The organism is Streptomyces sp. NPDC056452, assembly GCF_042796085.1.
Taxonomy (GTDB): Bacteria; Actinomycetota; Actinomycetes; order Streptomycetales; family Streptomycetaceae; genus Streptomyces.
The window spans coordinates 26,729-53,174 of record NZ_JBHTRI010000022.1; the positions used below are offsets into that span (position 1 = coordinate 26,729).

30 protein-coding genes are annotated in these 26,446 nt (G+C 71.2%); 11 read left to right on the top strand and 19 right to left on the bottom strand.

Annotated elements, in window-relative coordinates:
• Positions 1-15: 15 nt before the first annotated feature.
• Complete coding sequence (locus ACFQ6X_RS21810; protein ID WP_383183784.1) at positions 16-297, bottom strand: GlsB/YeaQ/YmgE family stress response membrane protein; 282 nt, start codon at positions 295-297, stop codon at positions 16-18.
• A gap of 179 nt (positions 298-476) precedes the next feature.
• Here ACFQ6X_RS21810 and ACFQ6X_RS21815 point away from each other — a divergent pair, with 179 nt between their 5' ends.
• Positions 477-884, top strand: a complete 408-nt coding sequence (locus ACFQ6X_RS21815) for a DUF3099 domain-containing protein (protein WP_383183786.1) — start codon at positions 477-479, stop codon at positions 882-884.
• 368 nt (positions 885-1,252) lie between these two features.
• Entirely contained in the window at positions 1,253-1,501 is a 249-nt protein-coding gene (locus ACFQ6X_RS21820) for a hypothetical protein (protein WP_383183788.1), read from the top strand.
• On the opposite strand, the gene moaA is transcribed toward ACFQ6X_RS21820, so the two are convergent.
• From moaA to ACFQ6X_RS21835, 3 genes are all read right to left on the bottom strand, one after another.
• Entirely contained in the window at positions 1,484-2,473 is a 990-nt protein-coding gene (gene moaA, locus ACFQ6X_RS21825; RefSeq protein ID WP_383183789.1) for a GTP 3',8-cyclase MoaA, read from the bottom strand. The genes ACFQ6X_RS21820 and moaA overlap by 18 nt on opposite strands.
• A gap of 155 nt (positions 2,474-2,628) precedes the next feature.
• Complete coding sequence (locus ACFQ6X_RS21830; RefSeq protein ID WP_383183791.1) at positions 2,629-4,281, bottom strand: cation acetate symporter; 1,653 nt, start codon at positions 4,279-4,281, stop codon at positions 2,629-2,631.
• Positions 4,278-4,643, bottom strand: a complete 366-nt coding sequence (locus ACFQ6X_RS21835) for a DUF485 domain-containing protein (protein WP_383183793.1) — start codon at positions 4,641-4,643, stop codon at positions 4,278-4,280. Before ACFQ6X_RS21835 ends, ACFQ6X_RS21830 begins: the two co-directional genes overlap by 4 nt.
• A gap of 302 nt (positions 4,644-4,945) precedes the next feature.
• Here ACFQ6X_RS21835 and ACFQ6X_RS21840 point away from each other — a divergent pair, with 302 nt between their 5' ends.
• Complete coding sequence (locus ACFQ6X_RS21840) at positions 4,946-6,475, top strand: S8 family serine peptidase (RefSeq protein ID WP_383183795.1); 1,530 nt, start codon at positions 4,946-4,948, stop codon at positions 6,473-6,475.
• Between the two features lie 71 nt (positions 6,476-6,546).
• Here ACFQ6X_RS21840 and ACFQ6X_RS21845 read toward each other — a convergent pair whose 3' ends face one another.
• The 4 genes from ACFQ6X_RS21845 to ACFQ6X_RS21860 all read right to left on the bottom strand — a co-directional run bounded on the left by ACFQ6X_RS21845 (position 6,547) and on the right by ACFQ6X_RS21860 (position 10,009).
• The gene (locus tag ACFQ6X_RS21845; RefSeq protein ID WP_383183796.1) at positions 6,547-7,590 is read right to left on the bottom strand and encodes a zinc-dependent alcohol dehydrogenase family protein; all 1,044 of its coding nucleotides are present in this window, start codon (positions 7,588-7,590) and stop codon (positions 6,547-6,549) included.
• Between the two features lie 21 nt (positions 7,591-7,611).
• Positions 7,612-8,292, bottom strand: a complete 681-nt coding sequence (locus tag ACFQ6X_RS21850; RefSeq protein ID WP_383183798.1) for a lysoplasmalogenase — start codon at positions 8,290-8,292, stop codon at positions 7,612-7,614.
• Positions 8,289-9,179 (bottom strand): sterol desaturase family protein, encoded by an 891-nt coding sequence (locus tag ACFQ6X_RS21855; RefSeq protein ID WP_383183800.1) that lies wholly within the window; start codon positions 9,177-9,179, stop codon positions 8,289-8,291. Before ACFQ6X_RS21855 ends, ACFQ6X_RS21850 begins: the two co-directional genes overlap by 4 nt.
• Positions 9,180-9,289: 110 nt before the next feature.
• A complete protein-coding gene (locus tag ACFQ6X_RS21860) occupies positions 9,290-10,009 on the bottom strand; it encodes a VIT family protein (RefSeq protein ID WP_383183802.1) in 720 nt (239 codons plus the stop codon).
• A gap of 142 nt (positions 10,010-10,151) precedes the next feature.
• Here ACFQ6X_RS21860 and ACFQ6X_RS21865 point away from each other — a divergent pair, with 142 nt between their 5' ends.
• The 5 genes from ACFQ6X_RS21865 to ACFQ6X_RS21885 all read left to right on the top strand — a co-directional run bounded on the left by ACFQ6X_RS21865 (position 10,152) and on the right by ACFQ6X_RS21885 (position 14,938).
• Positions 10,152-11,153 (top strand): DEDDh family exonuclease, encoded by a 1,002-nt coding sequence (locus ACFQ6X_RS21865; RefSeq protein WP_383183804.1) that lies wholly within the window; start codon positions 10,152-10,154, stop codon positions 11,151-11,153.
• A gap of 64 nt (positions 11,154-11,217) precedes the next feature.
• Positions 11,218-11,451: a hypothetical protein gene (locus tag ACFQ6X_RS21870; RefSeq protein WP_073747930.1), complete on the top strand. Its 234-nt coding sequence runs from the start codon at positions 11,218-11,220 to the stop codon at positions 11,449-11,451.
• 68 nt (positions 11,452-11,519) lie between these two features.
• Positions 11,520-12,314, top strand: a complete 795-nt coding sequence (locus tag ACFQ6X_RS21875; RefSeq protein ID WP_383183806.1) for an SURF1 family protein — start codon at positions 11,520-11,522, stop codon at positions 12,312-12,314.
• Between the two features lie 70 nt (positions 12,315-12,384).
• Positions 12,385-14,178, top strand: coding sequence for a glycoside hydrolase family 15 protein (locus tag ACFQ6X_RS21880; RefSeq protein WP_383183807.1), 1,794 nt, complete (start codon positions 12,385-12,387; stop codon positions 14,176-14,178).
• A 4-nt stretch (positions 14,179-14,182) separates the two neighbouring features.
• Positions 14,183-14,938 carry an SDR family oxidoreductase gene (locus tag ACFQ6X_RS21885; protein WP_383183809.1) on the top strand — a complete coding sequence of 252 codons (756 nt, stop codon included), beginning with the start codon at positions 14,183-14,185 and terminating at the stop codon, positions 14,936-14,938.
• 22 nt (positions 14,939-14,960) lie between these two features.
• Here the strand turns inward: ACFQ6X_RS21885 and amaP are convergent, their stop codons facing one another.
• The 5 genes from amaP to ACFQ6X_RS21910 are packed head-to-tail and all read right to left on the bottom strand — an operon-like array spanning position 14,961 to position 17,285.
• Positions 14,961-15,539: an alkaline shock response membrane anchor protein AmaP gene (amaP, locus tag ACFQ6X_RS21890; RefSeq protein ID WP_383183811.1), complete on the bottom strand. Its 579-nt coding sequence runs from the start codon at positions 15,537-15,539 to the stop codon at positions 14,961-14,963.
• 5 nt (positions 15,540-15,544) lie between these two features.
• Positions 15,545-16,231, bottom strand: coding sequence for a DUF6286 domain-containing protein (locus ACFQ6X_RS21895; RefSeq protein ID WP_383183813.1), 687 nt, complete (start codon positions 16,229-16,231; stop codon positions 15,545-15,547).
• Positions 16,228-16,581 carry a hypothetical protein gene (locus ACFQ6X_RS21900; RefSeq protein WP_383183815.1) on the bottom strand — a complete coding sequence of 118 codons (354 nt, stop codon included), beginning with the start codon at positions 16,579-16,581 and terminating at the stop codon, positions 16,228-16,230. Before ACFQ6X_RS21900 ends, ACFQ6X_RS21895 begins: the two co-directional genes overlap by 4 nt.
• Complete coding sequence (locus ACFQ6X_RS21905; RefSeq protein ID WP_383183817.1) at positions 16,578-16,769, bottom strand: hypothetical protein; 192 nt, start codon at positions 16,767-16,769, stop codon at positions 16,578-16,580. The genes ACFQ6X_RS21900 and ACFQ6X_RS21905 overlap by 4 nt, the downstream gene beginning before the upstream one ends.
• A 36-nt stretch (positions 16,770-16,805) precedes the next feature.
• Positions 16,806-17,285 (bottom strand): Asp23/Gls24 family envelope stress response protein, encoded by a 480-nt coding sequence (locus ACFQ6X_RS21910; protein WP_383183819.1) that lies wholly within the window; start codon positions 17,283-17,285, stop codon positions 16,806-16,808.
• 94 nt (positions 17,286-17,379) lie between these two features.
• Between ACFQ6X_RS21910 and ACFQ6X_RS21915 the strand changes: the two genes are divergently transcribed.
• Complete coding sequence (locus tag ACFQ6X_RS21915) at positions 17,380-18,075, top strand: hypothetical protein (protein WP_383183821.1); 696 nt, start codon at positions 17,380-17,382, stop codon at positions 18,073-18,075.
• Between the two features lie 46 nt (positions 18,076-18,121).
• Here ACFQ6X_RS21915 and ACFQ6X_RS21920 read toward each other — a convergent pair whose 3' ends face one another.
• The 3 genes from ACFQ6X_RS21920 to ACFQ6X_RS21930 form a co-directional block, all read right to left on the bottom strand.
• On the bottom strand, positions 18,122-18,913 hold the full coding sequence (locus tag ACFQ6X_RS21920) for an enoyl-CoA hydratase/isomerase family protein (protein ID WP_383183823.1): 792 nt from the start codon (positions 18,911-18,913) through the stop codon (positions 18,122-18,124).
• A 151-nt stretch (positions 18,914-19,064) separates the two neighbouring features.
• On the bottom strand, positions 19,065-19,286 hold the full coding sequence (locus tag ACFQ6X_RS21925; RefSeq protein ID WP_018518904.1) for a helix-turn-helix domain-containing protein: 222 nt from the start codon (positions 19,284-19,286) through the stop codon (positions 19,065-19,067).
• Between the two features lie 366 nt (positions 19,287-19,652).
• Entirely contained in the window at positions 19,653-21,251 is a 1,599-nt protein-coding gene (locus tag ACFQ6X_RS21930) for an ABC-F family ATP-binding cassette domain-containing protein (RefSeq protein WP_329212447.1), read from the bottom strand.
• Between the two features lie 250 nt (positions 21,252-21,501).
• On the opposite strand from ACFQ6X_RS21930, the gene ACFQ6X_RS21935 reads away from it, so the two are divergent.
• Both ACFQ6X_RS21935 and ACFQ6X_RS21940 read left to right on the top strand, forming a co-directional pair.
• A complete protein-coding gene (locus ACFQ6X_RS21935) occupies positions 21,502-22,389 on the top strand; it encodes a neutral zinc metallopeptidase (protein ID WP_383183826.1) in 888 nt (295 codons plus the stop codon).
• A 97-nt stretch (positions 22,390-22,486) separates the two neighbouring features.
• Entirely contained in the window at positions 22,487-22,897 is a 411-nt protein-coding gene (locus tag ACFQ6X_RS21940) for a VOC family protein (RefSeq protein WP_383183828.1), read from the top strand.
• 30 nt (positions 22,898-22,927) lie between these two features.
• On the opposite strand, the gene ACFQ6X_RS21945 is transcribed toward ACFQ6X_RS21940, so the two are convergent.
• The 3 genes from ACFQ6X_RS21945 to ACFQ6X_RS21955 all read right to left on the bottom strand — a co-directional run bounded on the left by ACFQ6X_RS21945 (position 22,928) and on the right by ACFQ6X_RS21955 (position 26,278).
• Positions 22,928-24,235 carry a hypothetical protein gene (locus tag ACFQ6X_RS21945; protein WP_383184002.1) on the bottom strand — a complete coding sequence of 436 codons (1,308 nt, stop codon included), beginning with the start codon at positions 24,233-24,235 and terminating at the stop codon, positions 22,928-22,930.
• A gap of 184 nt (positions 24,236-24,419) precedes the next feature.
• Positions 24,420-25,550 carry an alpha/beta hydrolase gene (locus ACFQ6X_RS21950; protein ID WP_383183830.1) on the bottom strand — a complete coding sequence of 377 codons (1,131 nt, stop codon included), beginning with the start codon at positions 25,548-25,550 and terminating at the stop codon, positions 24,420-24,422.
• Positions 25,551-25,618: 68 nt separating this feature from the next.
• A complete protein-coding gene (locus ACFQ6X_RS21955) occupies positions 25,619-26,278 on the bottom strand; it encodes a class II aldolase/adducin family protein (RefSeq protein WP_383183832.1) in 660 nt (219 codons plus the stop codon).
• Positions 26,279-26,446: the final 168 nt, after the last annotated feature.

Genomic DNA, 26,446 nt, shown 5'->3' on the forward strand with positions numbered 1-26,446 from the left:
GCTGTGCCGCGGGGGTCAGGTCCGCTGTTTGCCGCGGCTGCTCCGGATCGACTGCCAGAGCATGTCTCCGACTCCGACCACGGCCACGGCTCCGATCAGCTGCAGCAGGTGGCGCATCCAGTCGATGCCCTTGGTCTCGTTGACACCGATCCAGGTCGCGACGGCGTTGCCCAGGATGCTGCCGAGGATGCCGAACACAGCCGTCAGCCAGAGGGGGATGTCCTGTTTGCCCGGCAGGATCGCCCGGGCGATCACGCCCAGCACCAGACCCACGATGATTGCCCACAACCAGCCCATATCGCCTCCTCGTGCGGCGCGGTGTGCGCACGTTCGGCCAGTCTCGGCCCATCGGGCGTACGTCGCATGCCGGACGGGTCCGTACGTGGTGCGGCGGTACGGATGCGGACGGACGGGACATGCCCCGGTCTCGAACCCGGCGGATGCCGGGCGTACCGTAGGAGCGGCCCGGTCCGGGAATGCCCGGCACAGCGATCTGGTGGTGGAACATGGCGCGGAAGCGGAGCGGCACGGAGGTCTTCCGGATCACCGGAGCCCGCCAGGGACTTGCCGACGACGTACGTGGCAGGCAGCGGCGCTACATCATCTCGATGTCCGTGCGGACCGTGTCGGTGGTGCTCGCGGCAACGCTGTGGAACGTCGAGAGGCATGTGGCCGTGGTGGCCCTCGCGCTGGGCGTCCTGCTCCCCTATGTCGCGGTGGTCATCGCCAACGCCGGTCGTGAGAACGCCCCTTCGCTTCCCTCGACGTTCGTGCCCGCACCCTTGCGGCCCGCTCTCGGCACCGCCCCCGCGGCGGGTCCCCCGGAGCCGGAACCGGAGGCCGGGCAGCCGGGCAGCACCGGAAACACGCGCGCGAACGAGTGAGCCGGCAGGCCGAGAAAGCTCAATAAAAGCTCAGATCAATCATGAAGTTCCGGTGCACCGCACCCCGGTCCCCGTGACATACTTCGTACGCGCTCCGCATCCCCCGTCGGAGCGACGGACCGACGCCGGGCAGCTCCCCCCGTGGCTGCTCGGCGTCGCCTTTTCTCCGGCGGGGATGCGTCGATGAAGCCCATGGCCTCGATCTTTCGCGGGAGCCCGTCAGCCGACTGACGGGCTCTTCTTCGTTCACTGCGGCGGGTGGCGATCCGGACCAGCGTCGACGGCAAGTGCGGGCCGAGCACTTCGCACGTCAGCCGTGGCCCCACGGACCGTCTCGACGATGAGGGCGCGAGGCTAGGGTTGAGGTCGTGAACCTCCCCGAGACTTCCGCCGAGAGCGCCACCGGTGCGCCTGTCTGTTCCGCCAAGGGCTGCCGCGACGATGCCGTGTGGGTGCTCGCCTGGAACAACCCGAAGCTGCACACCCCGGAGCGGCGCAAGACCTGGCTGGCCTGTGACGAGCACCGGGAGCACCTCTCCTCCTTCCTCGGGGTACGAGGATTCCTGAAGGATGTCGTGCCCCTCGCGGAGTGGGAGTCCTCAGCCGCCGATCGCTGACATCGGCCGGTCGGGCTGCAGGAAGGCAGGGTCGTCGAGTCCGGAGCCCGCCTTCTTGCCCCACATCGCGAGCTTCCAGATCCTCGCGATCTCCTCGTCCGGCGCGTCCGAGCGCAGGGCGCCGCGCAGGTCCGTCTCCTCGCGGGCGAACAGGCAGGTGCGGACCTGGCCGTCGGCGGTGAGCCTGGTGCGGTCGCAGGCCCGGCAGAACGGCCTGGTCACGGAGGCGATGACGCCGACGCGGTGCGGGCCGCCGTCCACGGTCCAACGCTCGGCGGGGGCGGATCCGCGCGCGTCATCGCCTTCGGCGGTGAGGGTGAAGCGGGTGCGCAGCGACTCCAGGATGTCACCGGCCGTGATCATTCCGTCGCGCTTCCAGCCGTGCTGGGCGTCGAGCGGCATCTGTTCGATGAAGCGGAGCTCGTAGTCGTGCTCGACGGCCCAGGCGAGGAGCTCGGGGGCCTCGTCGTCATTGAGTCCGGGCATCAGGACCGTGTTGACCTTGACCGGTGTGAGCCCGGCGTCGCGGGCGGCCTCAAGTCCGTCCAGCACGTCCTGGTGCCGGTCACGGCGGGTGAGGGTCTTGAAGACGTCGGGGCGCAGGGTGTCCAGGGAGACGTTGACCCGGTCCAGGCCTGCGGCCTTCAGGGCGGCAGCGGTGCGCTTGAGTCCGATGCCGTTGGTCGTGAGCGACATCCTGGGACGGGGTTCCAGGGCGGCGCACTGCTCGACGATGGAGACGAGCCCGGGGCGCAGAAGCGGCTCGCCACCGGTGAAGCGGACTTCCCGGATGCCGAGGTCGGTGACGGCGATGCGGATGAGCCTGACGATCTCGTCGTCGCTCAGCAGTTCCTGCTTGCCCAGCCACTGCAGGCCTTCTTCGGGCATGCAGTAGGTGCAGCGCAGGTTGCACTTGTCGGTCAGCGATACACGCAGGTCCGTGGCGACCCTGCCGTAGGTGTCGATGAGCACTGTGGGCCCCCTCCCCCTGTGATGTCCGCGGTTGCGGTCTGACTCCTCCGAGACTACGCGAGACCTGTGACATCGAGGGTGCCCGATTGACACGAGCTGCGGCGGGGCCCCGTCGTAGATCTCTACGACGGGGCCCCGGCGGAGTGCGGCATGGGTCAGTGGGCGCCGACGCCGGTGAGGGACTTGACCTCGAGTTCGGCGTACTTGCCCGCGTCCGGCTTCTCCTTGGAGAGGAGCGAGCCGACCCAGCCGAGCAGGAAGCCCAGCGGGATGGAGACGAGGCCCGGGTTCTCCAGGGGGAACCAGGCGAAGTCGACGTCCGGGAACATCGAGGTGGCCTTGCCGGAGACGACCGGGGAGAACAGCACCAGGAAGACGGACGAGAAGAGTCCGCCGTAGATGGACCACAGGGCGCCCTGGGTGGTGAACCGCTTCCAGAAGAGGCTGTAGAGGATGGTCGGCAGGTTGGCCGACGCGGCGACGGCGAAGGCCAGGGCGACGAGTCCCGCCACGTTGAGGTCGCGGGCCATCGCGCCGAGCGCGATGGAGATGACGCCGATGGCGACGGTGGCCCACTTCGCGGCGCGCATCTCCTCCTTCTCTGTGGCCTTCCCCTTGCGGATGACGTTGGCGTAGATGTCGTGCGCGAAGGAGGACGAGGACGCGAGGGTGAGGCCCGCGACGACGGCCAGGATCGTGGCGAAGGCGACGGCCGAGATCACCGCGAGCATGATCGCGCCGCCCGTGGTGCCGACCCCGCCGAGGTACTCGGCGAGCTGGGGTGCCGCCGCGTTGCCCGCCGGGTTCTTCGCCTTGATCTCCGCCGGTCCGATCAGCGCCGCGGCGCCGAAGCCGAGGGCGATCGTCATCAGGTAGAAGGAGCCGATGATGCCGATGGCCCAGTTGACGGACTTACGGGCGGCCTTGGAGGTCGGCACCGTGTAGAAGCGGATCAGGATGTGCGGCAGACCCGCGGTGCCCAGGACCAGCGCGATACCGAGGGAGATGAAGTCCAGCTTGGTGATCGCGTCCGCGCCGTACTTGAGGCCCGGCTCCAGGAACGCCTTCGCGTCGCCCTGCTGTCCGGCGAGGCTCTTCTCGGCCGCGGTGCCCAGCAGGTCGGAGATGTTGAAGTTGAACTTCCACAGCACCATGAACGTCATCAGCAGGGCGCCCGCGATGAGCAGCACGGCCTTGACCATCTGCACCCAGGTGGTGCCCTTCATGCCGCCGATGGTGACGTAGAGGATCATGAGCACGCCGACCAGTGCCACGATGACGATCTTGCCCGCGTCGCTGGTGATACCGAGCAGCAGCGAGACGAGGACGCCCGCGCCCGCCATCTGCGCCAGCAGGTAGAAGATCGACACGACGATGGTGGAGGCGCCCGCGGCGGTACGGACCGGCCGCTGCCGCATCCGGTACGCGAGGACGTCGCCCATGGTGTAGCGGCCGGAGTTGCGCAGCGGTTCCGCGACGAGCAGCAGGGCCACGAGCCAGGCGACGAGGAAGCCGATGGAGTAGAGGAAGCCGTCGTACCCGAAGAGCGCGATGGCTCCGGCGATGCCGAGGAAGGACGCCGCGGACATGTAGTCGCCTGAGACGGCGAGGCCGTTCTGGAAGGCGGTGAACTGGCGTCCGCCCGCGTAGAAGTCGGAGGCGCTCTTGGTCTGCCGGCCCGCCCAGACGGTGATGGCCAGGGTCGCGGCGACGAAGACCGCGAAGAGGCTGATGATCAGCGGCCGGTGCTCGGTCGTGGACGAGGCGGCGAGCTGGATGGCGGAGTGCGAGTGGTATACGGCGCTCATGCGTCGGCCTCCATACGGGACTTGATGGCCTCCGCCTTGGGGTCGAGCTTCGCCGAGGCGTGGCGCGAGTAGAGCCAGGCGATGAGGAACGTGGTGGCGAACTGGGCGAGGCCGAAGACGAAGGCCACGTTGAAGTTGGCGACGACGACGGTTCCCATGAAGTCGCCGGCGTAGCTGGACAGCAGCACGTACAGCAGGTACCAGGCGATGAAGCCGATGGTCAGCGGAAAGGCGAAGGAGCGCTGTGAGCGGCGCAGTTCGGCGAACTCCGCGCTCTTCTGCACCTCGAGGAATGCCTCGGTCGTGGGCTGGGCGGGACTGGTGTCCTTCGTGCCCGGGGGCGGCGGTGCATCGGTAGCCACGGATTCTCCTCGCGACGCGGGTGCGGTGGTCTCGGCAGTGGTTTTCACGGGGAGTCCTCTGTGTGGTGGGGGGTTGGCGTGCGACTCCCTGACAACGGCACGGAGAGCACGGCGAAGCGGTTCACCGCAGATTCGCCGTTCTCGGGCCCGCCCCCGCGGATACGCCTCTCCGAGATCACACCTCGAACTCACTTGCCCTTATTCATTGATGCGGCGGCATGATCGGAGATAACTTCACTCGTTATGTACCCGGTCGGACACGCCGTGTGTCCGGCCGCAGGCACGGATGATGTGGAGAACCCATGGCTCATCTGGCATCCAGGCGGACACGCGCACTCACGCTGCCCGTCGGACTGGCCCTCACGGCCTCGCTCGGTTTCCTCCCGGGAACCGCGACGGCCGCTCCGGCCCAGGAGCCGACCGCGGCGGTGTCGACCGACGGCCCGAAGCTGTCGTACGTCGTGAACACGCGGGCCGGTCACGGCACCGTCAAGCAGGTGAAGAAGGCGATAGCCAAGGCCGGCGGCACCGTCGTGACGTCGTACGACAGGATCGGCGTCATCGTCGTCCACTCGCAGAACCCGGACTTCGGCCCGACGATCCGCAAGGCCAAGGGCGTTCAGTCGGCGGGGTCCACGCGCACCAACCCGATCGTCCCGCAGGCCACCAAGGACATCGGGGTCGAGCAGCCGCTCACGGCCGGGCAGGCCGAGGCCGCCGCGGCGGACGCGAAGGCCGGCCAGGACCCGCTGGAGCCCCTGCAGTGGGACCTGCCCGCCATCAAGGCGGACAAGGCGCACGAGAAGTCGCTCGGCAGCAGCAAGGTCACGGTCGCCGTCATCGACACGGGTGTGGACGACACGCACCCGGACCTGGCGCCCAACTTCGACCGCGCGGCATCGGTGAACTGTGTGTCCGGCGCGCCGGACACCACGGACGGCGCCTGGCGGCCCGCCGCCGGCGAGAGCGACCACGGCACGCACGTCGCGGGCACCATAGCCGCGGCGAAGAACGGTGTCGGTGTCACCGGCATAGCCCCCGGCGTGAAGGTCTCCGGCATCAAGGTGTCCACGCCGGCCGGCTTCTTCTACACCGAGGCCGTCGTCTGCGGCTTCGTCTGGGCCGCCGAGCACGGTGTCGATGTGACCAACAACAGCTACTACACCGACCCTTGGCTGTTCAACTGCAAGAACGACCCCGACCAGGGTGCCCTGGTCGAGGCCGTCACCCGCGCCACCCGGTACGCGGAGGGCAAGGGCGTCGTCAATGTCGCGGCGGCCGGCAACTCCGACCACGACCTGGCCCTCGACGCGATCGAGGACACGACGAGCCCGAACGACACGACGACGGTCACGCGCACGGTCGACCCGAGTGCGTGCCCCGACATCCCGACCATGCTGCCGGGTGTCGTGACGGTCTCCGCCACGGGTGCCAAGGGACTGAAGTCCTCGTACTCGAACTACGGTCTCGGCGTCATCGACGTGGCTGCCCCCGGCGGCGACTCGACGGTCTACCAGACGCCCGCACCGCCGGCCACCAGCGGACTGATCCTGTCCACGCTGCCCGGCGGCAAGTTCGGCTACAAGGCCGGTACGTCCATGGCGTCCCCGCATGTCGCGGGCGTCGCGGCCCTGATCAAGTCGACCCACCCGTACGCCTCGGCGGGCGCGGTGAAGGCACTGCTGACGCACCAGGCGGACGCCACGGCCTGTGGCGCCCCGTACGACATCAACGGTGACGGAACGGTCGACGCGGTCTGCGAGGGCGGCACGAACTACAACGGCTTCTACGGAGCCGGTGTCGTGGACGCGCTCGACGCGGTCCGCAGGTAACACCTGCGGAACGGCGTGAGGAGGGGCCGGGGACACATGTCCCCGGCCCCTCCTGCCGCTTCGGGCAGCGGCTACGGCTTGATGAGCACCTTGAGTGCCGTGCGCTCGTCCATCGCCTTGTAGCCGCCGGGCACCCCGTCAAGTCCGATGCTCAGGTCGAAGACGGGAGAGGGGTCGATCGTGCCGTCCAGCACGTCGGGGAGCAGTTCCGGAATGTACGTGCGCACGGGGGCGACGCCGCCGCGCAGCGCGATGTTCCGGTCGAACATGACGCCGAGGTCGAGTCCGGTCCCGCTGCCGTGCGGGACACCGACGTAGCCGATGGAGCCGCCGTCGCGGACGATGCCGATGGCCGTGCGCATCGACTGCTCGGTGCCGACCGCCTCGATGACCCCGTGGGTGCCCTCGCCCCGGGTCAGTTCACGCACGGCGGCGACGGCCGCCTCGCCGCGCTCGGCGACGACGTCCGTGGCGCCGAAGGCGCGGGCGATGTCGGTACGGGCCTCGTGGCGGCCCAGCGCGATGATCCGCTCGGCCCCGAGCCGCTTGGCGGCCATGACACCGCACAGGCCGACCGCGCCGTCACCGACGACCGCGACGGTGCTGCCGGGCTTCACCTCCGCGCCGATCGCGGCGTGGTGCCCGGTGCCGAGGACGTCGGAGAGCGCCAGGAGCGCGGTGAGCAGCCGGTCGTCGGAGGCGGCTGCCGCCGGGAGCTTGACGAGGGTCCCGTCGGCGAACGGGACCCGCACGGCCTCGCCCTGGCCGCCGTCGGATCCGACCGATCCCCAGAAGCCGCCCTGGGCGCAGGACGTGGTGAGGCCCTCCGCGCAGTAGGCGCACGTGCCGTCGGACCAGACGAAGGGGGCGACGACGAGGTCGCCGACGGCGAAGCCGTTGACCGCGGAGCCCGCCTCCTCGACGATGCCGAGGAATTCGTGGCCGATGCGCTGGCCGGGCTGCCGGGCCGATTCGCCGCGGTAGGCCCACAGGTCGCTGCCGCAGATGCAGGCGCGCAGGACCCGCAGGACCACGTCGGTCGGCTGCTGGACCGTCGGGTCGGGCACCTCCTCGACGCGGATGTCGTGGGGGGCATGGATCACGGTGGCGCGCATGCGTGGGGGTCCTCGCTGGTCTCAGATGCTGATACTCCCCTCACGGTACGCCCCGCGGGCCGGGCCGGTGGAATCACCTCGGCCCGCGAGCGCTCCCGTGGTGAGCAGGTACTGCGCGGCCAGATAGGTCAGCATGATCCAGAAGTCGTGGACGGGCAGCTGCGGCCAGTCGGCGATGCCGGTCGCGATGAGCGCGTCGGAGAGCAGGAAGAGCGCGCCGCCGAGTGCCGCGTGCCGGCCGAGGATGCCGGCCCGCCAGGCCATGGTGGTGAGGAGCAGGCTGTAGCCGGTCAGCGGGATCCGCAGGTCCGCGGGCAGGCCGGGCCAGAGCAGGACGAGGAAGACCACGAGGACTGCGGCGTACGCGAGGCCGGCCGGCAGCGAGGCCCGGGCACGTCCGAAGAGCCACAGATAGCAGATGTGGCCCGCGGCGAAGGAGCCCATTCCGGCGAGGAAGGCCGCCTCCGCGTCGGGCATCAGCAGCACGTCCCCGCCCCAGCCGAGGAGCAGCGCGGCGATGAGCAGCCGGGGGCCTCCCCGGGCGGCGGCGTAGGCGGCGAGCAGGGGCATCAGCAGTGGCTTGGTGACCAGGTGGGCGGTCTCGACACCGGCGAGGAGCCCGGCCAGGTGGAGGGCCGCGACGGCGAGGAAGGCCGCGAGCAGCGGGCGGACGAGCCGGGGCGCGCCGGATCGGGGGCTCATCCGGTGCGCTCCGCGGAGGTGCGCGGCTGCACGGGGGCGGCTGCGGGGGCCCGGCCCGCGGGTTGCCAGCCCGGACCGCGGAAGACCCGGCCCGCCCGCTCGCTCCAGGTGTCCGCCGCCCGTACGTCACGGGCTATGGCCGCGTACTCGTGGGTCGCGACGCGGAGCGGGTTGTTGGTGGCGATGTTCTTGGTGAGGCCGAAGACGGGCCGTTCGGTCTCCGCGGTGAAGGAGCCGAAGAGCCGGTCCCAGAGGATCAGGATCCCGCCGAAGTTCCGGTCGAGGTAGCCGCCCTGGGAGGCGTGGTGCACCCGGTGGTGCGAGGGGGTGTTGAGTACGTACTCGAAGGGGCGGGGCAGCTTGTCGATCCGTTCGGTGTGGACCCAGAACTGGTAGACGAGGTTCGCCGAGGAGCAGAAGGCGAGCGCCGCCGGGTGGACGCCGCAGGCGATGAGCGGGACGTAGAACGGCCAGACGGTCAGCGAGGTCCAGGGCTGGCGCAGGGCGGTGGTGAGGTTGAACTTCCGGCTGGAGTGGTGGACCACGTGGCAGGCCCAGAGGATCCGTATGACGTGGTGGCCGCGGTGGGACCAGTAGTAGAAGAAGTCCTGGGCGAGCAGCATCAGCAGGACCGTCCACCACAGGACGGGAACGCGCAGCGGTGTCAGTTCGTACACCGCTGCGTAGATCGCGACGATGGGGATCTTCCACAGCAGGTCGAAGGCCAGGCTGCCGAGGCCCATGGTGACGCTGGTGGCGGCGTCCTTGGCGTCGTACCCGGCGGCGTCCTCGTCCGGGTGAAGCCGGTGGACCACCATTTCGAGGACGGTGAGCAGGACGAAGGCCGGGATCGACCACAGCACGACATCGGGCAGGTTCGGCTCCATGCGAGCACCGTAGAGCTGCCGGACGGCCGGGGGCTAGACGTTGTTACCCACAAGTATGCGAGACGAGATGTCAGCAGCTGTTGGCGGGTTCCGCCAAGTGCCGTCCCGTCTCAGATCCCCGCAGCCCCCAGCAACGCCCCCGCACCGTAGGTCACCGCCATCGCCACCGCTCCCCCGCCCATGTTCCGCAGCACCGCACGGCCCACCGCCGCGTCACCGAGCCGCGCGCTCCACCAGCCGGTGAGCGCCAGGGCTGCGAGCACCGACACCACCGTGACCGCCAGCCGCACCGAGGAAGGCGGCAGCACGATCGCCAGCAGGGGCAGCAGCGCGCCCACCGTGAACGCCAGGAAGCTCGCACCCGCCGCATGCCACGGGTTCGTCAGCTCGTCCGGGTCGATGCCCAGCTCGACCTCCGCGTGGGCGCGCAGCGCATCGCGCTCCGTGAGCTGGACGGCCGCCTCGCGGGCCACCTTCGCGCTCAGCCCCTTCTCCTCCAACAGGCCGGTCAACTCAACGAGTTCGGCCTCCGGCGTCTCCTCCAGCTCGCGCTTCTCCGTCGCCAGCGCCGCCTTCTCGGAGTCGCGCTGGGTGGACACCGACACGTACTCGCCCGCCGCCATCGACATGGACCCCGCGAGCAGCCCGGCCAGACCCGCCGTCAGCAGGGCGGCCCTGTCGTCCGTCGCGCCGGCGACGCCGACGACGAGGCCCGCGGTGGAGACCACGCCGTCGTTGGCGCCGAGGACAGCGGCCCGCAGCCAGTTGAGCCGGGCACCCAGTCCGTTTTGATGGGGTTCGTCGTGAGTCTGTGCCTGTGTGTCCGTCACCCCGGGAGGGTCTCACCGCGGGGTCGCCCGCCGCACCCCGACCCGCCCGTCCGCCGGCTCGGCCAACTGCTCGGCACCCGCTCCGGGTTCGCGGTCCGGGGACGCCCGAATAGGGCACTGTCGGTCGCGGCCCGTATTCTCTGTGACCATGCTCGACGACCGCCAGACCGCAGTGCCGTGGCCGACCGCCTACCCCCAGGGGTACGCGGTCGTCGACGTGGAGACCACGGGGCTCGCCCGCGACGACCGGATAGTGTCCGCGGCCGTCTACCGCCTGGACGCCCTGGGCGACGTCGAGGACCACTGGTACACGCTGGTGAACCCCCAGAGGGATCCGGGGCCCGTCTGGATCCACGGCCTGACCAGCGACGTCCTGGAGGGCGCACCGCTCTTCCCCGAAGTGGCCGCGCAGCTGTCCGAGCGGCTCGCCGGCCGGGTGCTCGTCGCGCACAACGCGGCGTTCGACTGGTCGATGCTCGCCCGGGAGTACGCGCGCGCATCGGTCGTCGCCCCCGTCGAGCAGCGGCTGTGCACCATCGCGCTCTCCAAGGAGCTCCGGCTCCCCCTCCCCAACCACAAGCTGGAGTCGCTCGCCGCGCACTTCGGCGTGGTGCAGCAGCGGGCGCACCACGCCCTGGACGACGCCCGGGTGCTGGCCGAGGCGTTCCGGCCGAGTCTGCACGCGGCGGCCCGGGACGGGATGCGGCTGCCCCTGCTGGAGTGCCGGCCGCTGACCGAGTGGTCCGACTCCCCCGTCACCCCGCGCATCGGCTACCAGGCGTCGCACAGCCAGGGCAGCTGGCGGCCCTCGCGCAAGCGCCCCGCGTGCCCGTATCCGAATCCGGGGCGGTACGAGTCGGACAAACCCCTCATGCAGGGGATGCGGGTGGCGTTCTCCGGAGACACCTCGATCGACCGCGAGCTGCTGGAGGACCGCGCCGTGGAAGCGGGCCTGCACGTCGCGACGAGCGTCTCCCGGCTCACAAGCCTGCTCGTCAGCAACGATCCGGACGCGGCGACGTCGAAGACGGTGAAGGCGAAGTCCTTCGGCACACCGATCCTGGAGGAGAGCGCCTTCACCCATCTGCTGCGGGACGTGGCACCGGCGCGCTCCCGGGTCGTGCCGCCGCCGTCATCGGAGTGAACCGGGCGCGACTCGCCCGCCACCCGCTCGCCCGCCGCCGCCCTCTCGTCCGACCCTGTGGCGCATGGCACGTTGCGAGGTTTGCGGAAACGACTACGGGATGTCCTTCGAGGTGCACGCGCAGGGCGCGGTGCATGTCTTCGACTGCTTCTCCTGCGCCATCCACCGCATGGCGCCCATCTGTGAGCACTGCCGGGTCCAGGTGATCGGCCAGGGCGTCGAGGTCGACGGCCACTGGTACTGCGGCGGACACTGCGCCCGGGCCGAGGGAAGGGCGGGCATCGTGGACAAAGTATGACGGGCCGCCCCGCCGGCCCGGGGACCCCTGCGTGCTGCACCCCATGACCCCGGTTGTACGGTCATGGGGTGTACCGCTTCCTGTTGACCCGGCAGTGGGTGATTCTCACCCTCCTCGTCCTCGTCCTGATTCCCACGATGGTCGAGCTCGGTTTCTGGCAGCTGCACCGGCATCAGCACCGGGTCGCACAGAATGCGCTGATCACGCGGAACCTCGAGGCGGAGCCGGTCCCGGTCTCCCGCCTCACCTCCCCCGGACACACCGTTCCGCGTTCCGACTACTGGCGAGCGGTGACGGCCACCGGCACGTTCGACACCGCGCACGAGGTGGTCGTACGGCGCCGCACCAACAAGGACGAGCGCATCGGTTTCCACGTCCTGACCCCGCTGGACCTCAAGGGCGGCGGCACCGTCCTGGTCAACCGCGGGTGGGTTCCCGCCGCCGACAGCCAGCAGGCCTTCCCCGAGGTCCCGGCCCCGCCCGCGGGCGAGGTCACCGTGACCGGCCGGCTGAAGGCCGACGAGACGACGGGCGCCAGTGGCATCAAGGACCTGGCGGGTCTGCCGGACCGCCAAGTGATGCTCGTTAACAGCGCCCAGCAGTCGCAGCTGCTCGGCAGGCCCGTCCTGGGCGGATATCTCGAACTGACGGCTCCCGGACCGGCCGACGGCGCCCCCGAGATGATCCCCGCCCCCGACGACAGCTCCATCGGCTCGCACATGGCCTATGCCGTCCAGTGGTGGCTCTTCGCCGCCGGCGTGCCTGTCGGCTGGGTGATTCTCGTACGGCGGGAGAAGCACGACCGCGAACAGGCCGCGCGGGAGAGCGAGACGGCCGGGGAGCCCGCGCCCGTCTCCGTGTAGCGCGTCACGGCGGTGTGTTGGGCCCGGCAGGGCTGCTTAACGGGGCCCAGGTTCGGGAAGACGCCAGAGCGTGACCCCACGTATCGAGGACTACGCACTCATCGGCGATCTCCAGACCGCCGCCCTGGTCGGCAGGAACGGTTCTGTCGACTGGCTGTGCCTGCCCCGCTTCGACTCGGGCGCCTGCTTCGCCGCCCTTCTCGGCGACGAGGACAACGGCCACTGGCGCATCGCCCCCCAGGGCACGAGCAGCGACGACACCTGCACCCGGCGCGCGTACGTGGCCGACTCCCTGGTCCTGGAGACGTTCTGGGAGACCAGGACGGGCACGGTCAAGGTCATCGACTTCATGCCGCAGCGCGACAAGGCGCCCGACGTCATGCGCATCGTCGAGGGGGTCAGCGGCAGTGTCGACATGAGCTCCGTCCTGCGGCTGCGCTTCGACTTCGGTTCCGTGGTGCCGTGGATGCGCCGCTCGCACGGCCACCGGGTGGCCGTCGCGGGGCCCGACTCCGTCTGGCTGCGCAGCGAGCCGCCGGTCAAGACCTGGGGCCAGCAGTACAGCACCTGCTCCTCGTTCACCGTCTCCGAGGGGGAGAAGGTGGCGTTCGTCCTCACCTGGCATCCCTCGCACGCCCCGCGTCCGAAGCTGATCGATCCGCACAAGGCGCTGAAGCACACCCTCACCGACTGGGCGAAGTGGTCGGCGCGCTGTACCTACCAGGGCAGGCACCGGGAAGCCGTGCTCCGCTCCCTGATCACCCTCAAGGCCCTCACCTACGCGCCCACCGGCGGGATCGTCGCGGCCCTCACCACCTCGCTGCCGGAGGAGATCGGCGGTGTACGGAACTGGGACTACCGCTACTGCTGGCTGCGGGACTCCACCCTCACCCTGGCCGCGATGGTCGCGGCCGGCTACCTGGAGGAGGCCGCGGCCTGGCGGGACTGGCTGCTGCGGGCCGTCGCCGGTGACCCGGCGGACCTGCAGATCATGTACGGCCTCTCGGGCGAGCGCAGACTCCCCGAGACCGAGCTGCCGTGGCTGAGCGGTTACGAACACTCCCGGCCGGTGCGTACGGGCAACGCGGCGGTCCGGCAGCGGCAGCTCGACGTGTACGGCGAGGTCATCGACTCGCTCAGGGTGGCCCACGAGGCCGGACTCGACAGCAAGCCGCACGCCTGGAACCTGCAGCTCAGCCTGCTCGGCTTCCTGGAATCCACCTGGCGCGAACCGGACGAGGGCCTGTGGGAGATCCGCGGGCAGCGCCGCCACTTCGTGCACTCCAAGGTGATGGCCTGGGTGGCCGCCGACCGCGCGGTGCTCAGCCTGGAGGAGAACCCCGAGCTGCCGGGCGACGCGGACCGCTGGCGGGCGATGCGGGACGCCGTGCACGCGGAGGTCTGCGAGAAGGGCTACGACCCCGTACGCAATACGTTCACCCAGTACTACGGCTCCCAGGAGCTCGACGCCGCCACGCTGCTCATCGTGCGGACCGGCTTCCTGCCTCCCGACGACCCCCGGGTCATCGGCACGGTCGATGCCGTACGGCACGGGCTCGCCCGGGACGGTCTGATCCGCCGCTACAGCACCGAGGGACCTTCGGTGGACGGTCTGCCCGGCGACGAAGGCGCGTTCATCGCCTGCTCGTTCTGGCTGGTGGACGCGCTGCTGCGGATCGGCAGGACGGACGACGCCGAGGAACTGTTCGAACGGCTGCTGGAGCTGCGCAACGACGTGGGGCTGCTGGCCGAGGAGTACGACACGGTGGCCGGGCGCCAGCTCGGCAACTACCCGCAGGCGTTCAGCCATATCGGGCTGGTGAACAGCGCGGTCGACCTCGCCCGGCAGGACGCGGCAGGATAGGGCCATGGATCTTGGACTGAAGGACCGCGTCTACATCGTCACCGGTGCGACCCGTGGGCTGGGCCGTGCGACCGCGCACGCACTGGTCGCCGACGGCGCGAAGGTGATCATCTCCGGCCGGGACGAGAAGGGGGTCACTGCGGCCGCCGAGGACCTGGGGCCCGGCGCCCTCGGCCTCGTCGCCGACAACGCCGACCCGACAGCCGCGCAACACCTCGTGGACGCCGCGAAGGAACGCTTCGGCAGGCTCGACGGCATCCTGATCAGCGTCGGCGGGCCCGCACCCGGCTTCGCCGCCGACAACACGGACGATCAGTGGCAGACCGCGTTCGAGTCGGTCTTCCTCGGTGCCGTACGACTGGCCCGTACGGCGGCTGCCGCGCTGGGTGAGGGCGGCGTCATCGGTTTCGTCCTGTCCGCGTCGGTGCACGAGCCGATTGCCGGGCTCACCATCTCCAACGGCCTGCGCCCGGGCCTCGCAGGCTTCGCCAAGTCCCTCGCCGACGAGCTGGGCCCGCAGGGGATCAGGGTCGTCGGGGTGCTGCCGTCCCGGATCGATACGGACCGGGTGCGCGAGCTGGACGCCCTGTCCGGCGACGCGGAGGCGTCCCGCAGGGCCAACGAGGCGCGCATCCCGCTGCGCCGCTACGGCACCCCGGAGGAGTTCGGGAGGACCTCGGCCTTCCTGCTCTCCCCTGCCGCCTCGTATCTGACGGGCATCATGGTGCCCGTCGACGGCGGCGCCCGGCACGGCTTCTGACGGTCCGGAGCCGACGACGCCGTCAGCTCACCCGCTCCGCAGCGTGCTTGACCGCCTTGAGCCGTACCTCGGCGGGGAGCTCGTCCAGTCCCGCCGAGGTGCGCGCGTGGGCCAGTGCCTCGTCGGCAAGACCTCGCAGTGCCTGGTCCGGGGCTGCGTGCGGCTCCAGCAGAAGCCGGATCCGGGCCTGCGGGGCGGTGCGCCGGCCGGTCAGCACGACCTTGGCGTCGGACACCCCGTCCAGGGTGCGTGCCTCGTTGGCGAGCACACCCTCCAGGGCCCTGCCCCGCAGGAGCGCGCCCTGGCCGTCGCCGCTGTCGACGAGCACCTCGGTGAGGCGGCCGCGGCGCAGTTGGGCGAGCAGCCACCACAGGGCGAGGACCACCAGGACGGCCAGACCCGCGATGACGGCCGGCCACCACCAGCCCTCGTCCCGCCAGCGGTCCCGGTCGCCCCGGCTGAGCAGCACGTCGTCCTTGCCGTCGAAGGGCCACCAGGACGGCACGGACATACCGAGCCCCGTCGCCAGGACGGCCCCGCCCACGACGAGGAGGACCAGCCCGGCCAGGGCGAGCAGCACCCGGTTGACGGTTCCGATCACGCGGTTCACCCCTTCTTCGCCGCCCTGCGGACGTGAACGGACAGGCGCGGCGGCCTGGCCAGGCCCAGCTCCTTGATTCCCGCGCCCAGCGCGGTGTCCAGGTCGTTGCGGACGTCGTCGAGTTCACGGAAGTGCGACACGGCGCGCACGGCCACCTTGTGGCGTCCCGTCCGGACCCGTACGGACTGCACACCGGACACCTCCACGGCCCGGTCGCGCAGGACCAGGCCGGCGGCCTTCCGGTCGAGTGCGGCACGGATTCCGGTGTGGTCCCGGCGCATCGGCAGCAGCGCGCGCAGTCCGGGTGTGAGGGCCAGCCAGATCAGCCACAGGCCGATGGCCGCTGCCGCCGCGGAGCCCGCCAGCACCCAGACGTCGTCGAGGTGACGGGTCGCCAGTTCGTCGGCGAGCGAGCGCCGCCACTGCATGGCCGGGTGGCCGGTCCGTACCGCCGCGATGTCGTAGAGCAGGAGCCCGGTGCCGCCGAGGACCACCAGGCCGACGAGCGTGGCGGGGATCCGGCGCTCGGACCGGAACCGGCCGGCGTGGCCGCCGGGCCGGTCGGGCACGGGAACGGGATCGTAGGAGGAGCCCGACGCGGACTGGTCCATGTCGAGTACGCCCGTGGGTGCCGCGGACTCCGCGGCGGGCAGCCGCTGCGTGCTGTTCTCCGGGTCCTGGGGCTCGCTCATCGGATGCTCCCCTCCGGCCTGGCGCCCGCTCCCACGGGATGCAGCCGCTCGATCTGCACGGCAACTTCGGGCACCTCCATGCCCGCCAGTGCTTCTACCCGCTCGACGACACGGCGACGCACCGCCCCGCACTGAGCGCCGATGTCGCTGGGGTATCCGAGCTCGAGGCTGACCCGCACCCGGGCGGTGTCCCGGAGCACGGTGACCGTGGCGCTCGGAGGCGCGCCGTCCTCGGGAGGCGCGTCGACGGCCTCCTTCGCGGCCTGCGCGGCGATCTTCGCGACGACCCGGTCGGCGATCCGGGTCTGCCCGCGCTCCGCGGCCGCGACCCGGTCGGTCACCGCCGTCACCGTCGCCGGTCGCCGCGCTCGCGACTGCGGAAGAAGTCGCCGGGTTCAAGGTCGCCGTCGAGGAACCGGCCGGCGATGAAGCCGACCGCACCCAGGGCGGCCACCAGGAGAAAGGCCCCGAACCCGCCGAAGTATCCGGCGAAACCGAGCGCCATGCCGGCCAACAGGCCGGCGACAGCCATGCTCATCGTGCGCTCCTCAACTGCCTCATGGGGAAGGGAGGTCTACTGCAGACGTGGCTCGGGCTCGGGCTCGTCCTCCTCGTCGGGCAGTTTGACATCGCTGACCGCGATGTTGACCTCGACGACTTCGAGGCCGGTCATGCGCTCGACGGCGGCGACGACGTTCTCACGCACATCGCGGGCCACGTCGGCGATCGATACGCCGTAGTCGACGACGATCTCCAGGTCGAGAGCGGTCTGGGACTCGCCGACCTCCGCCTTGACGCCGCGGGTCACGGACTTGCCTCCGCCCGGCACCCGGTCGCGTACCGCCCCGAAGGTCCGGGAGAAGCCGCTGCCCATCGCGTGGACGCCCACGACATCGCGCGCGGCCATTCCGGCGATCTTCTCGACCACACCGTCGGCGATCGTCGTGCGGCCGCGGGTGGCGGGGGCTCCCCCGCCGCGCTTGGTGAGCGGACTCTTCCTGCCGTCGTCCCCGCCGGGGTCATCGGGCCGGTTGCGCTGTGGGGTCTCGGTCATCGCCGCTCTTCCCTTCGGGGCAGGATCTGACTTCCGTTGCCCACATTAAGTGCGCTTTCCCCGTCCCGCGCCGTGGATGCGGCAGGCTGGGGCAATGACAACGGCTGACAGCCCGCACCGGGCCGACGGATGGACCGCTGCGGTACGGCAACGGCTGGACCTCGGCCGGTTGCTCCCTCTGGGCGGCCCGGCCGACGGGACCTGGATCGCGGAACGGGCGGCGGCGTCCGTGCTGCGGGAGGCCGCGACCGGATCGGGGGCCGTGCTGGGGCGGCTCCGGATCGCCGGGTCCGACACGGACGGCGCGCCCGAGCCGGTGATGCCCCCTCCGCCCAGCGCGCTGCCGCCGGGGCCGCTGCGGATCGAGGCGGGCTTCTCCACGACGGCGCAGCGTCCGCTGCATGTCACCGCCGACGCGCTCCGTTCCGCATTGCTCGTCGCGGCGTCCGCACGACTGGGCCTGGACGTCACCGAGGTGGACCTTCGGGTGACGGAACTGCTGGACGAGGAGCCCGAGCCCGCCGTGGTACCGCCGGCCGAGGTGCGTGCGACCGAGCCGGACGGGGTGGCGGGGACCGCGGCCGCCGGGGTGCCCGGGGTGGTCTCGCTGACGCGAGTGCTGGGCAGCGCGGTGCACACGGGTCCGGATCATGTCCGGGTGGAGCTGGCAACGGCCGGGGACCACCGTGCGCTCGATGTGGCGCAGGCCGTGCGCGAGGCGGTGGCCTTTGCCGTGGAGGGCAGGCCGTCCGTCGCCGTACTGGTGACGGCCGTGGTGGAGCAGGGCTGACCCCGCCCCGGGCAGGGACGGGGTCAGTGGTCGTCGTCGGGGCGGTTCAGTCGGTGACGCCGGCGAGGTCACGCAGCCGGCGGCCCTGTGCGGCACGCTCGGCGGTGCGCTGCTCCTCGTACGTGCGGGAGACGGCGCCGCTGAGCAGGGCCTTGGTCTCGACGAGCGCGTCGCGCGGGGCGGCGAGCAGTGCGGCGGCCAGGTCGCGGGCTGCCGCGTCCAGCTGGTCGGCGGGGACCACGAGGTTGGCGAGGCCGGTGCGCTCGGCCTCCTCGGCGTGCACGAAGCGGCCGGTGGCGCAGATCTCGAGCGCGCGGGCGTACCCCACGAGGTTCACCAGGGGGTGGGTGCCCGTGAGGTCGGGAACGAGACCGAGACCGGTCTCGCGCATGGCGAACTGCACGTCCTCGGCGGCGATCCGGAGGTCGCAGGCGAGGGCGAGCTGGAAGCCGGCGCCGATCGCGTGACCCTGGACGGCCGCGATCGACACGATGTCGTTGCGGCGCCACCAGGTGAACCCCTCCTGGTACTCGGCGATGGTCGCGTCGAGGTCGGCCTCGGATCCGCGCGCCATGTCGAGGAAGGACGGCTCACCGTCGAACCCCTCGGGGGTGAACGCCTGCCGGTCGAGGCCCGCGGAGAAGGACTTGCCCTCGCCACGCAGCACGACGACCCGCACGTTGCCGGGCAGTACCCGTCCGGCCTCTGCCAACGCCCGCCACAGAGCGGGAGACTGAGCGTTGCGCTTGGCCGGGTTGGTGAGCGTCACCGTGGCAACCGCGTCATCGACGGTGAGCCGTACGCCGTCCTTGTCGAGCACAGAGTCGAGCGAGGTCATGGGGCGCCTCCGGATCGGGTGCAGTCAGCACTTACTGGCAAGTACTGAACAGTAACCACCCGGACGACCTGACGATCGGCCGGGTGGCCACCCGGTGTTCCGGTGAGCCCCGGGGGTCGGCATACGCCTGCCCCCGGACCGCTGCCCGCCGTCAGGCCGTAGCGGCCTTCTTGCCTCGAGTAGCTCCGCCGCGTCCCCGCAGCGTCACTCCGGACTCACTGAGCATCCGGTGGACGAACCCGTAGGAGCGGCCGGTTTCCTCGGCCAGCGCCCGGATGCTCGCACCGGAGTCGTACTTCTTCTTCAGGTCTGCCGCGAGCTTGTCGCGCGCGGCGCCGGTTACCCGGCTGCCCTTCTTCAGAGTCTCGGCCACCCGTGCCTCCTCAAGGAAGTGCGCTCTGGACTCTCATGATCACCCCTCCTGGGCTTCCTGGCCACCCATTCGGCAAGGTCCGTCCGACAGGTTTCCGGGTCCTGGAGCGGGGAGACACAAGTGGAATCCAGCATTCCGAGGGGTTGTGGAGGCCCACGGGGCGGCTGTCCGGAAGAACGGCCAGGTCAGGGCCGTACGGGGTGAGTCGCCCCAAATGGGTGCCCCTGGCAGGCATCTGCCGGACGCCGCGCCGGGGTACGAGACCCGCTCACCCAGATGATGGATCACACGTAGGCCGAATGATCCAGACGCAGTGGATCGCCGGAATCGCGGCGGGACCGGGCCTGGACGACCGGTCCCCCGGGATCAGGCCAGGGCGACCAGGTCGCGGTAGTCCGCACCCCAGAGGTCCTCGACCCCGTCGGGCAGCAGGATGATCCGCTCCGGCTGGAGCGCCTCGACGGCGCCCTCGTCGTGGGTGACGAGCACGACGGCGCCCTTGTACGTGCGCAGCGCGCCGAGGATCTCCTCGCGGCTGGCCGGGTCGAGGTTGTTCGTCGGCTCGTCGAGGAGCAGCACGTTGGCGGAGGAGACGACGAGGGTCGCCAGGGCGAGCCGGGTCTTCTCACCGCCGGAGAGCACTCCCGCGGGCTTGTCGACGTCGTCGCCCGAGAAGAGGAAGGAGCCGAGCGTCTTGCGGACCGCGACGAGGTCGAGGTCGGGCGCCGCGGAGCGCATGTTCTCCAGGACGGTGCGGTCCGGGTCGAGGGTCTCGTGCTCCTGGGCGTAGTAGCCGAGCTTGAGCCCGTGCCCCTCGATGATGTCGCCGGTGTCGGGCTTCTCGGCACCGCCGAGGAGGCGCAGCAGCGTGGTCTTGCCCGCACCGTTGAGGCCGAGGATGACGACGCGGGAGCCCTTGTCGATGGCGAGGTCGACGTCGGTGAAGATCTCGAGCGACCCGTACGACTTGGAGAGGCCTTCCGCCATCAGCGGGGTCTTGCCGCAGGGCGAGGGGTCGGGGAAGCGCAGCTTGGCGACCTTGTCGGAGACCCGGACGGCCTCCAGACCCGAGAGCAGCCGGTCGGCGCGCTTGGCCATGTTCTGCGCGGCGACGGTCTTGGTGGCCTTGGCGCGCATCTTGTCGGCCTGCGCGTTGAGTGTCGCGGCCTTCTTCTCAGCGTTCTGGCGCTCGCGCTTGCGGCGCTTCTCGTCCGCCTCGCGCTGCTGCTGGTAGAGCTTCCAGCCCATGTTGTAGACGTCGATCTGCGCGCGGTTGGCGTCGAGGTAGAAGACCTTGTTGACCACCGTCTCGACGAGCTCGACATCGTGGGAGATCACGATGAAGCCGCCGCGGTAGGTCTTGAGGTAGTCGCGCAGCCAGACGATCGAGTCCGCGTCCAGGTGGTTGGTGGGCTCGTCGAGGAGCAGGGTGTCGGCGTCCGAGAACAGGATGCGGGCGAGCTCGACACGGCGGCGCTGACCACCGGAGAGCGTGTGCAGGGGCTGGCCGAGCACCCGGTCGGGCAGGCTGAGCGCGGCGGCGATGGTGGCGGCCTCGGCCTCGGCGGCGTATCCGCCCTTGGTGAGGAACTCCGTCTCCAGGCGCTCGTACTTCTTCATCGCCTTCTCGCGGGTGGCACCCTGGCCGTTCGCCATCCGCTCCTCGTTCTCCCGCATCTTGCGCAGGATCTCGTCGAGTCCGCGGGCGGAGAGGATGCGGTCGCGGGCCAGGACCTCGAGGTCGCCGGTGCGCGGGTCCTGCGGGAGGTAGCCGACCTCGCCCGAGCGCGTGATGGTGCCGCCGGCCGGGGTTCCCTCACCGGCGAGGCACTTGGTGAGGGTCGTCTTGCCCGCTCCGTTACGGCCGACCAGACCGATGCGGTCGCCCTTGGCGATGCGGAAGGAGGCGGACTCGATGAGGATGCGGGCGCCGGCGCGCAGCTCGATGCCGGAAGCGGTGATCACGGAAAAACTCCAGGGCGGTATGGACGGCGGAGGGACGGTAACGGACTCACGACTCGACGCCGTCTAATGCACAAGGAGAATTGCCATGGAGCTCATTCTACTGGCGGTGTCCACCTGGTTTTCCGCGTGCTTCCGGCCTGACACCCTCTGACCACGGCGCGTCACATAAAAGGGCATCCCCTGCCGAACTGTCCGATACTCGGCGCAGGACGGCAAGGGTGCCGTGCCGGAGCAGAGGGTGGTGCGCCCCATGCAGTTCGACGACGACGCCGACCTGGACACATCCGAGGTCCAGGATGTGCGCGGCAGCCGGATCCCGGGCGGCAGGGCCACCATGGGCGGCGGCATCGTCGGCATCATCGCGCTGGTCCTGGGGCTCTTCTTCGGCGTCGGCCCGGACCAGCTCGGACTCTCCTCGGGCGACCCCGACACGACCGCGACCGCGTCGTCCGCCGCCCAGGTCCAGCAGAGCTGCCTGACGGGCGAGGACGCGAACACCAGGGACGACTGCCGGACCGTGGCGGTGGTCAACAGCGTGCAGGACTACTGGCGCCAGGAGTTCACCCGGAGCGGCGAGACGTACACGCCGGCGCGGACCGTCCTGTTCAGCGACCGGATCGGCACCGCGTGCGGGTCGGCCACCTCGGCGGTCGGGCCGTTCTACTGCCCGGGTGACCGGCAGGTCTATCTGGACCTGGGGTTCTTCGACGAACTGCGCACGACGTTCGGATCGAGCGGCGGGCCGTTCGCCGAGGCGTACGTCGTCGCCCACGAGTACGGCCACCACGTACAGAACCAGCTGGGCACGCTGGCCAGGGCGCAGGACGGGCGGCAGGGCGCCGACAGCAATTCCGTGAAGGTGGAGCTGCAGGCGGACTGCTACGCCGGGGTGTGGGCGAACCACGCGACCACCACGCCCGCCGAGTCGGGGCGCCCCCTGATCACCGAGCTGACGGAGGCGGACATCCGGGACGGCCTGGACGCCGCGGCGGCGGTCGGCGACGACCGGATCCAGGAGAGGTTCCAGGGGAGCGTGAACCCGGAGTCGTGGACACACGGCTCGTCGGAGCAGCGCCGGCAGTGGTTCACCACCGGATTCCGCACCGGGGACCCGAGCCGCTGCAACACCTTCCGCTGAACCGCCGCCCTGCGGGGGCGCACTGTCGGTGCCCGGTGGAAGACTGAGACGCAGATCACAGCGAACCGGTGGGAACGGCTGGAAGAGGGTGAGCGCGATGGCAGGCGCCGGCGGTGTACCGACGATCTATCCGACGGTTCTGTACGACGACGCGAAGGCCGCGATCAGGACGCTGACCGGGGCCCTGGGTTTCACGGAGGAGGCGGTGTACGAGGGAAAGGACGGCAGCGTCCTGCATGCCGAGCTGTCCTGCGGCAACGGCAGGGTGATGCTCGGCTCCAAGGGGGGCGAGGGCGTGTTTGCCAAGGCGATGGCGGGGGCGGGACCCGCGGGGGTGTACGTCGTCGTGGACGAGGTGGACGAGCACCACGCGCGGGCCGTGGAGCACGGCGTGGAGATCCTGATGCCGCCCACCGACCAGGACTACGGCTCGCGTGACTACATGGCGCGGGACGCGGAGGGCAACGTCTGGAGCTTCGGGACGTACGCCCCGGGGTCGGCGGGCTGACCGCCACCCCCGGGGTTTCGCGCTCCGTGCTCAGGCGCCGCCGGTGTGCACCTGGAACGCCGCCCGGCGCACGGCCTTGGCGAGGGCCGGGTCGGGGTGGGCGGCGGCCAGGGCGACCAGCACCTGCACGGTGCGCGGGTGTCCGACCGCCCGGACCTCGTCGAGCAGGGCCGGGACCGTGCCCTGGACGGCGGAGTCGAGATGGCGGACCAGCAGGCCGGTCTCGCCGTGATCCGCGACCGCCGCCGCGGTGTCGATCCAGAGCCAGGTGGCTTCCTCGCGGCTGAGGACGTCCTGGGCGTCGTCGGGGTCGGCGCCCTCGTACTCGGCGAGCCAGAGCAGGGCGTACGGACGCAGCGGTGGTTCGCTGACGACGGTGCGCACCACGGGCTCCGCGGGAGCACCGACGACACGCAGCGCCTCGAAGGCGAGACCGCGCAGCAGGGCGTCCTCGCCGCGGGCGACGGCGAGCAGTTCGGTCACCGCGCTGCCGACGGTCCGGGCGGCGAGCCAGGCCCGGTACTCGACGCGGGCAGGCCCGGGGGTGAGCCGGGCGCAGCCGAGCAGCATGTCGGCAGCGGACTGCTCGATGTTTCCGGCCGGGCTCTGGGCGGCGACACAGATCTGTTCGAGCTTGACCCAGACCGCCCAGTTGCCGAGAGGGGTGAGCGTGGCCTGTCCGGCTCCGAGCGTCAGCGCGCCGACGGCGGCGAGGCCTTCGAGGGCCCAGTCGAGCAGGAGCGCGTTCAGGTCCTCGGGCTGCCCGGTCGCGGGGCTGCCGGGTGCGGGCTGCTGCGGCGGCCCGTAGGGCACCTCGCACCGCTCCTCGTGGAGTTCCGCGACGCGCTGGCCGAGGAGGTCGAGGAGGGCGGGCACGGTGACGGGGCCGGCGGAGAGCTGCAGGAGCGAGAGCACCTGGGGCACCGCCTCGACGGCTTCGGCGACCGCGGTGGCCTCGATGCCTTCGGGTGCGGCGTGGACGAGCGACCAGGCGTCGAAGAGCGCCACCCAGCCGCGGAGCACGGCGGAGTCGTCCCGGTCCCAGGCGCGCAGCCTCCAGCCGGGGCGCGCGGTGTCGCCGTGGAGTTCGATCAGCCCGGCCAGCCTGGCCCGGTCCCAGCCGGTCTGTATCTGGGCGGGCGACAGTTCCAGCGCCGCCGCGGCCCGTTCCAGGGCCTGGGTGGCGAGCGGGGCCGCCCCCGGGCTCGCGCCGTCGGCGGCCCAGTGGGCGATCCGAACGGCGTGGGCGAGCACGGCCCTGGCCTGGCGCGCCAGTTCCGCAGGAGGCGGTGTGCCCTCGGGTGGGCGGGGGGCCGGCCTGGTGCGCCGGGTGGTCACGGCCTTGCGGGCGGTGGCAAGGGGTCGCGGGCGGACAAGTCGCAGCCTGGAGTCGCGCGGGGTACGGGACGTCACGGGAGCAGTCTTGCCTCTGACGGCCCGAAAGCCCAAACGGAAGCCGGATCCCATGGCTACGGGAAGGTTTCGGACCCGGTCACCAACCGGGCCGATCCACCCCATCAGCTCACATCAGGGGCGTGAGGAAGCGCCTGAGGGCCTCTTCGTAGCGTGCCGGATCGGCATTCCACATCGCCGCATGCGGAGCCTGCGTCACGGGGTGCAGGGTGACCAGGTCGGGACGCAGTGCGGCCAGTTCCCGGGACGGCTGCCAGGGCGCCAGCGTGTCGTCGGGGCCGTGGAAGATCAGCGTGGGGGCGTGCAGCGCGATCGGTACGGAGGTCTCCAGGAGCGGGGCGCCGCGCAGTCCGGTCTGGCCCTGGGCGGCCCGGACGGCAAGGGGCAGGAGTGCGGCGGGGATGCCGTGGGCAGCGGCCAGGGCGCGGAGGGTGACCTTCCAGTCCAGGACCGGGGAGTCCAGGACGAGACCGCTGATGCGGTCGCGGAGCGCGGAGTTGACGGCGGCGTGCAGGGCCATCGTGGCGCCGGTGGACCAGCCGTGGACGACGACGCGCTCGGCCCCGTAGCGCACGGCGTGCCGGATGGCAGCGTCGAGGTCGCGCCACTCGGACTCGCCGAGGTGGCCGAGCCCGTCCGGCGAGCGGGGTGCGCCGGCGTCACCGCGGTAGGCGAGGTCGAGCACCGGGAACTGCTGCTCCTGCAGGAATCCCGTCACGTTCAGGGGGTGTTCGCGGGTGGTGCCGAGGCCGTGCACGGTGATGACCCAGGTGTCGCGTGCGCCGGGGAGGAACCAGGCGGGCAGGGCGCCCAGCTCGCCGGGGACCTCGACCTCCTTGTACGCGAGGCCGAGTGCGCCGAGCGGGTCGCCGCTGTGGAGCACGGGGGTGAGGCGGACCTTGGCGCCCGGTTCCAGGCTGCCCCGGGTGACGCGTTCCAGCCTGCGCACGACGGTGTCGGCGGAGTCGTGCGGTGCCTGCTCGACGACCGGGCCGACGATCGCGTGGACGTCGCGGCCCACCAGTCCGTACGTGCCGGGGCGCAGCGCGGCGAAGGAGCGGGTCAGGGTGACCTGCCCGGGCGCGGTGGCGTGCACCGTGAGTCTGCGGTCTCCGGGGAAGGGGCGTGGCGACGGGGCCCCGAGGGCGGCGTCGCTGGCGTACCGGCCGGCCGCGACCGCTGCCGCTCCGACGCCGAGGATCGTGGAGACGGCTGCTGCCGTCGCTGTTGCCGGGCGCACGGCTCCAGTGTCCTGGGCTACGGCGCGGGCTGCCAGTGGGACGGGGCCGTACGGTGCCGGCCCCGGGCTCAGCCGGGCTGGCCGTACCCCTTCAGGGCGTCCTGTACGTCGCTCAGCTGGGCGCGCGAGAGCAGGGACGGGTGGCGGCCGGGCACGGAGCTCGCGGTGAGCCAGAGCCTGCACATCCATTCGAGCTGGGCGGTGCGGTCGTAGGCCTCGTCGAGGGTGTCGCCGTAGGTGACCGTTCCGTGGTTCTGCAGCAGGCAGCCGGTGCGGTCGCGCAGGGCGGTGAGCATGTTCCCGGCAAGCTCCCGCGTCCCGTACCGGGCGTAGGCGGCGGTACGGACGGGGCCGCCGAGCATGGCGGCGGCGTAGTGCACCAGCGGGACCTCGTCGACGAGGGTGGAGACGGCCGTGGCGTGCACCGCGTGCGTGTGGACGACGGCGGCGGCGTCGCTGTTGCCGTAGACGGCCAGGTGGAGGGGGAGCTCGCTGGTCGGGGTCATGGTCCCGAGGACCTGGCGCCCTTCGAGGTCGACGCCGACCGCGTCCCCGGGGCCCAGCCGGTCGTAGGGCACTCCGCTGGGGGTGACCAGGACGATTTCGCCGACCCGTGCCGACACGTTGCCCGAGGTGCCGACGACGAGTCCGTCCGCGGCCGTCCTGCGGGCCGTCGCGACGACGCCGTCCCATGCCCGCTCGATCGCGTCCCGGTCCTGATCATTCATGCGGCGATCCTAGGGGCCTGCGTCCGGATCACGCCGGGTCCGCGGGGTCCCGCCAGGACCTGTCGGGCGAAGCCGTCGCGAAGCACGTGACCGATGTCTCTCCAATGGGGCAAATGCGGCAGACCAGATGCGGTGCGGAACCCGGCGAAGGCCGGTTCCCGCACCGCC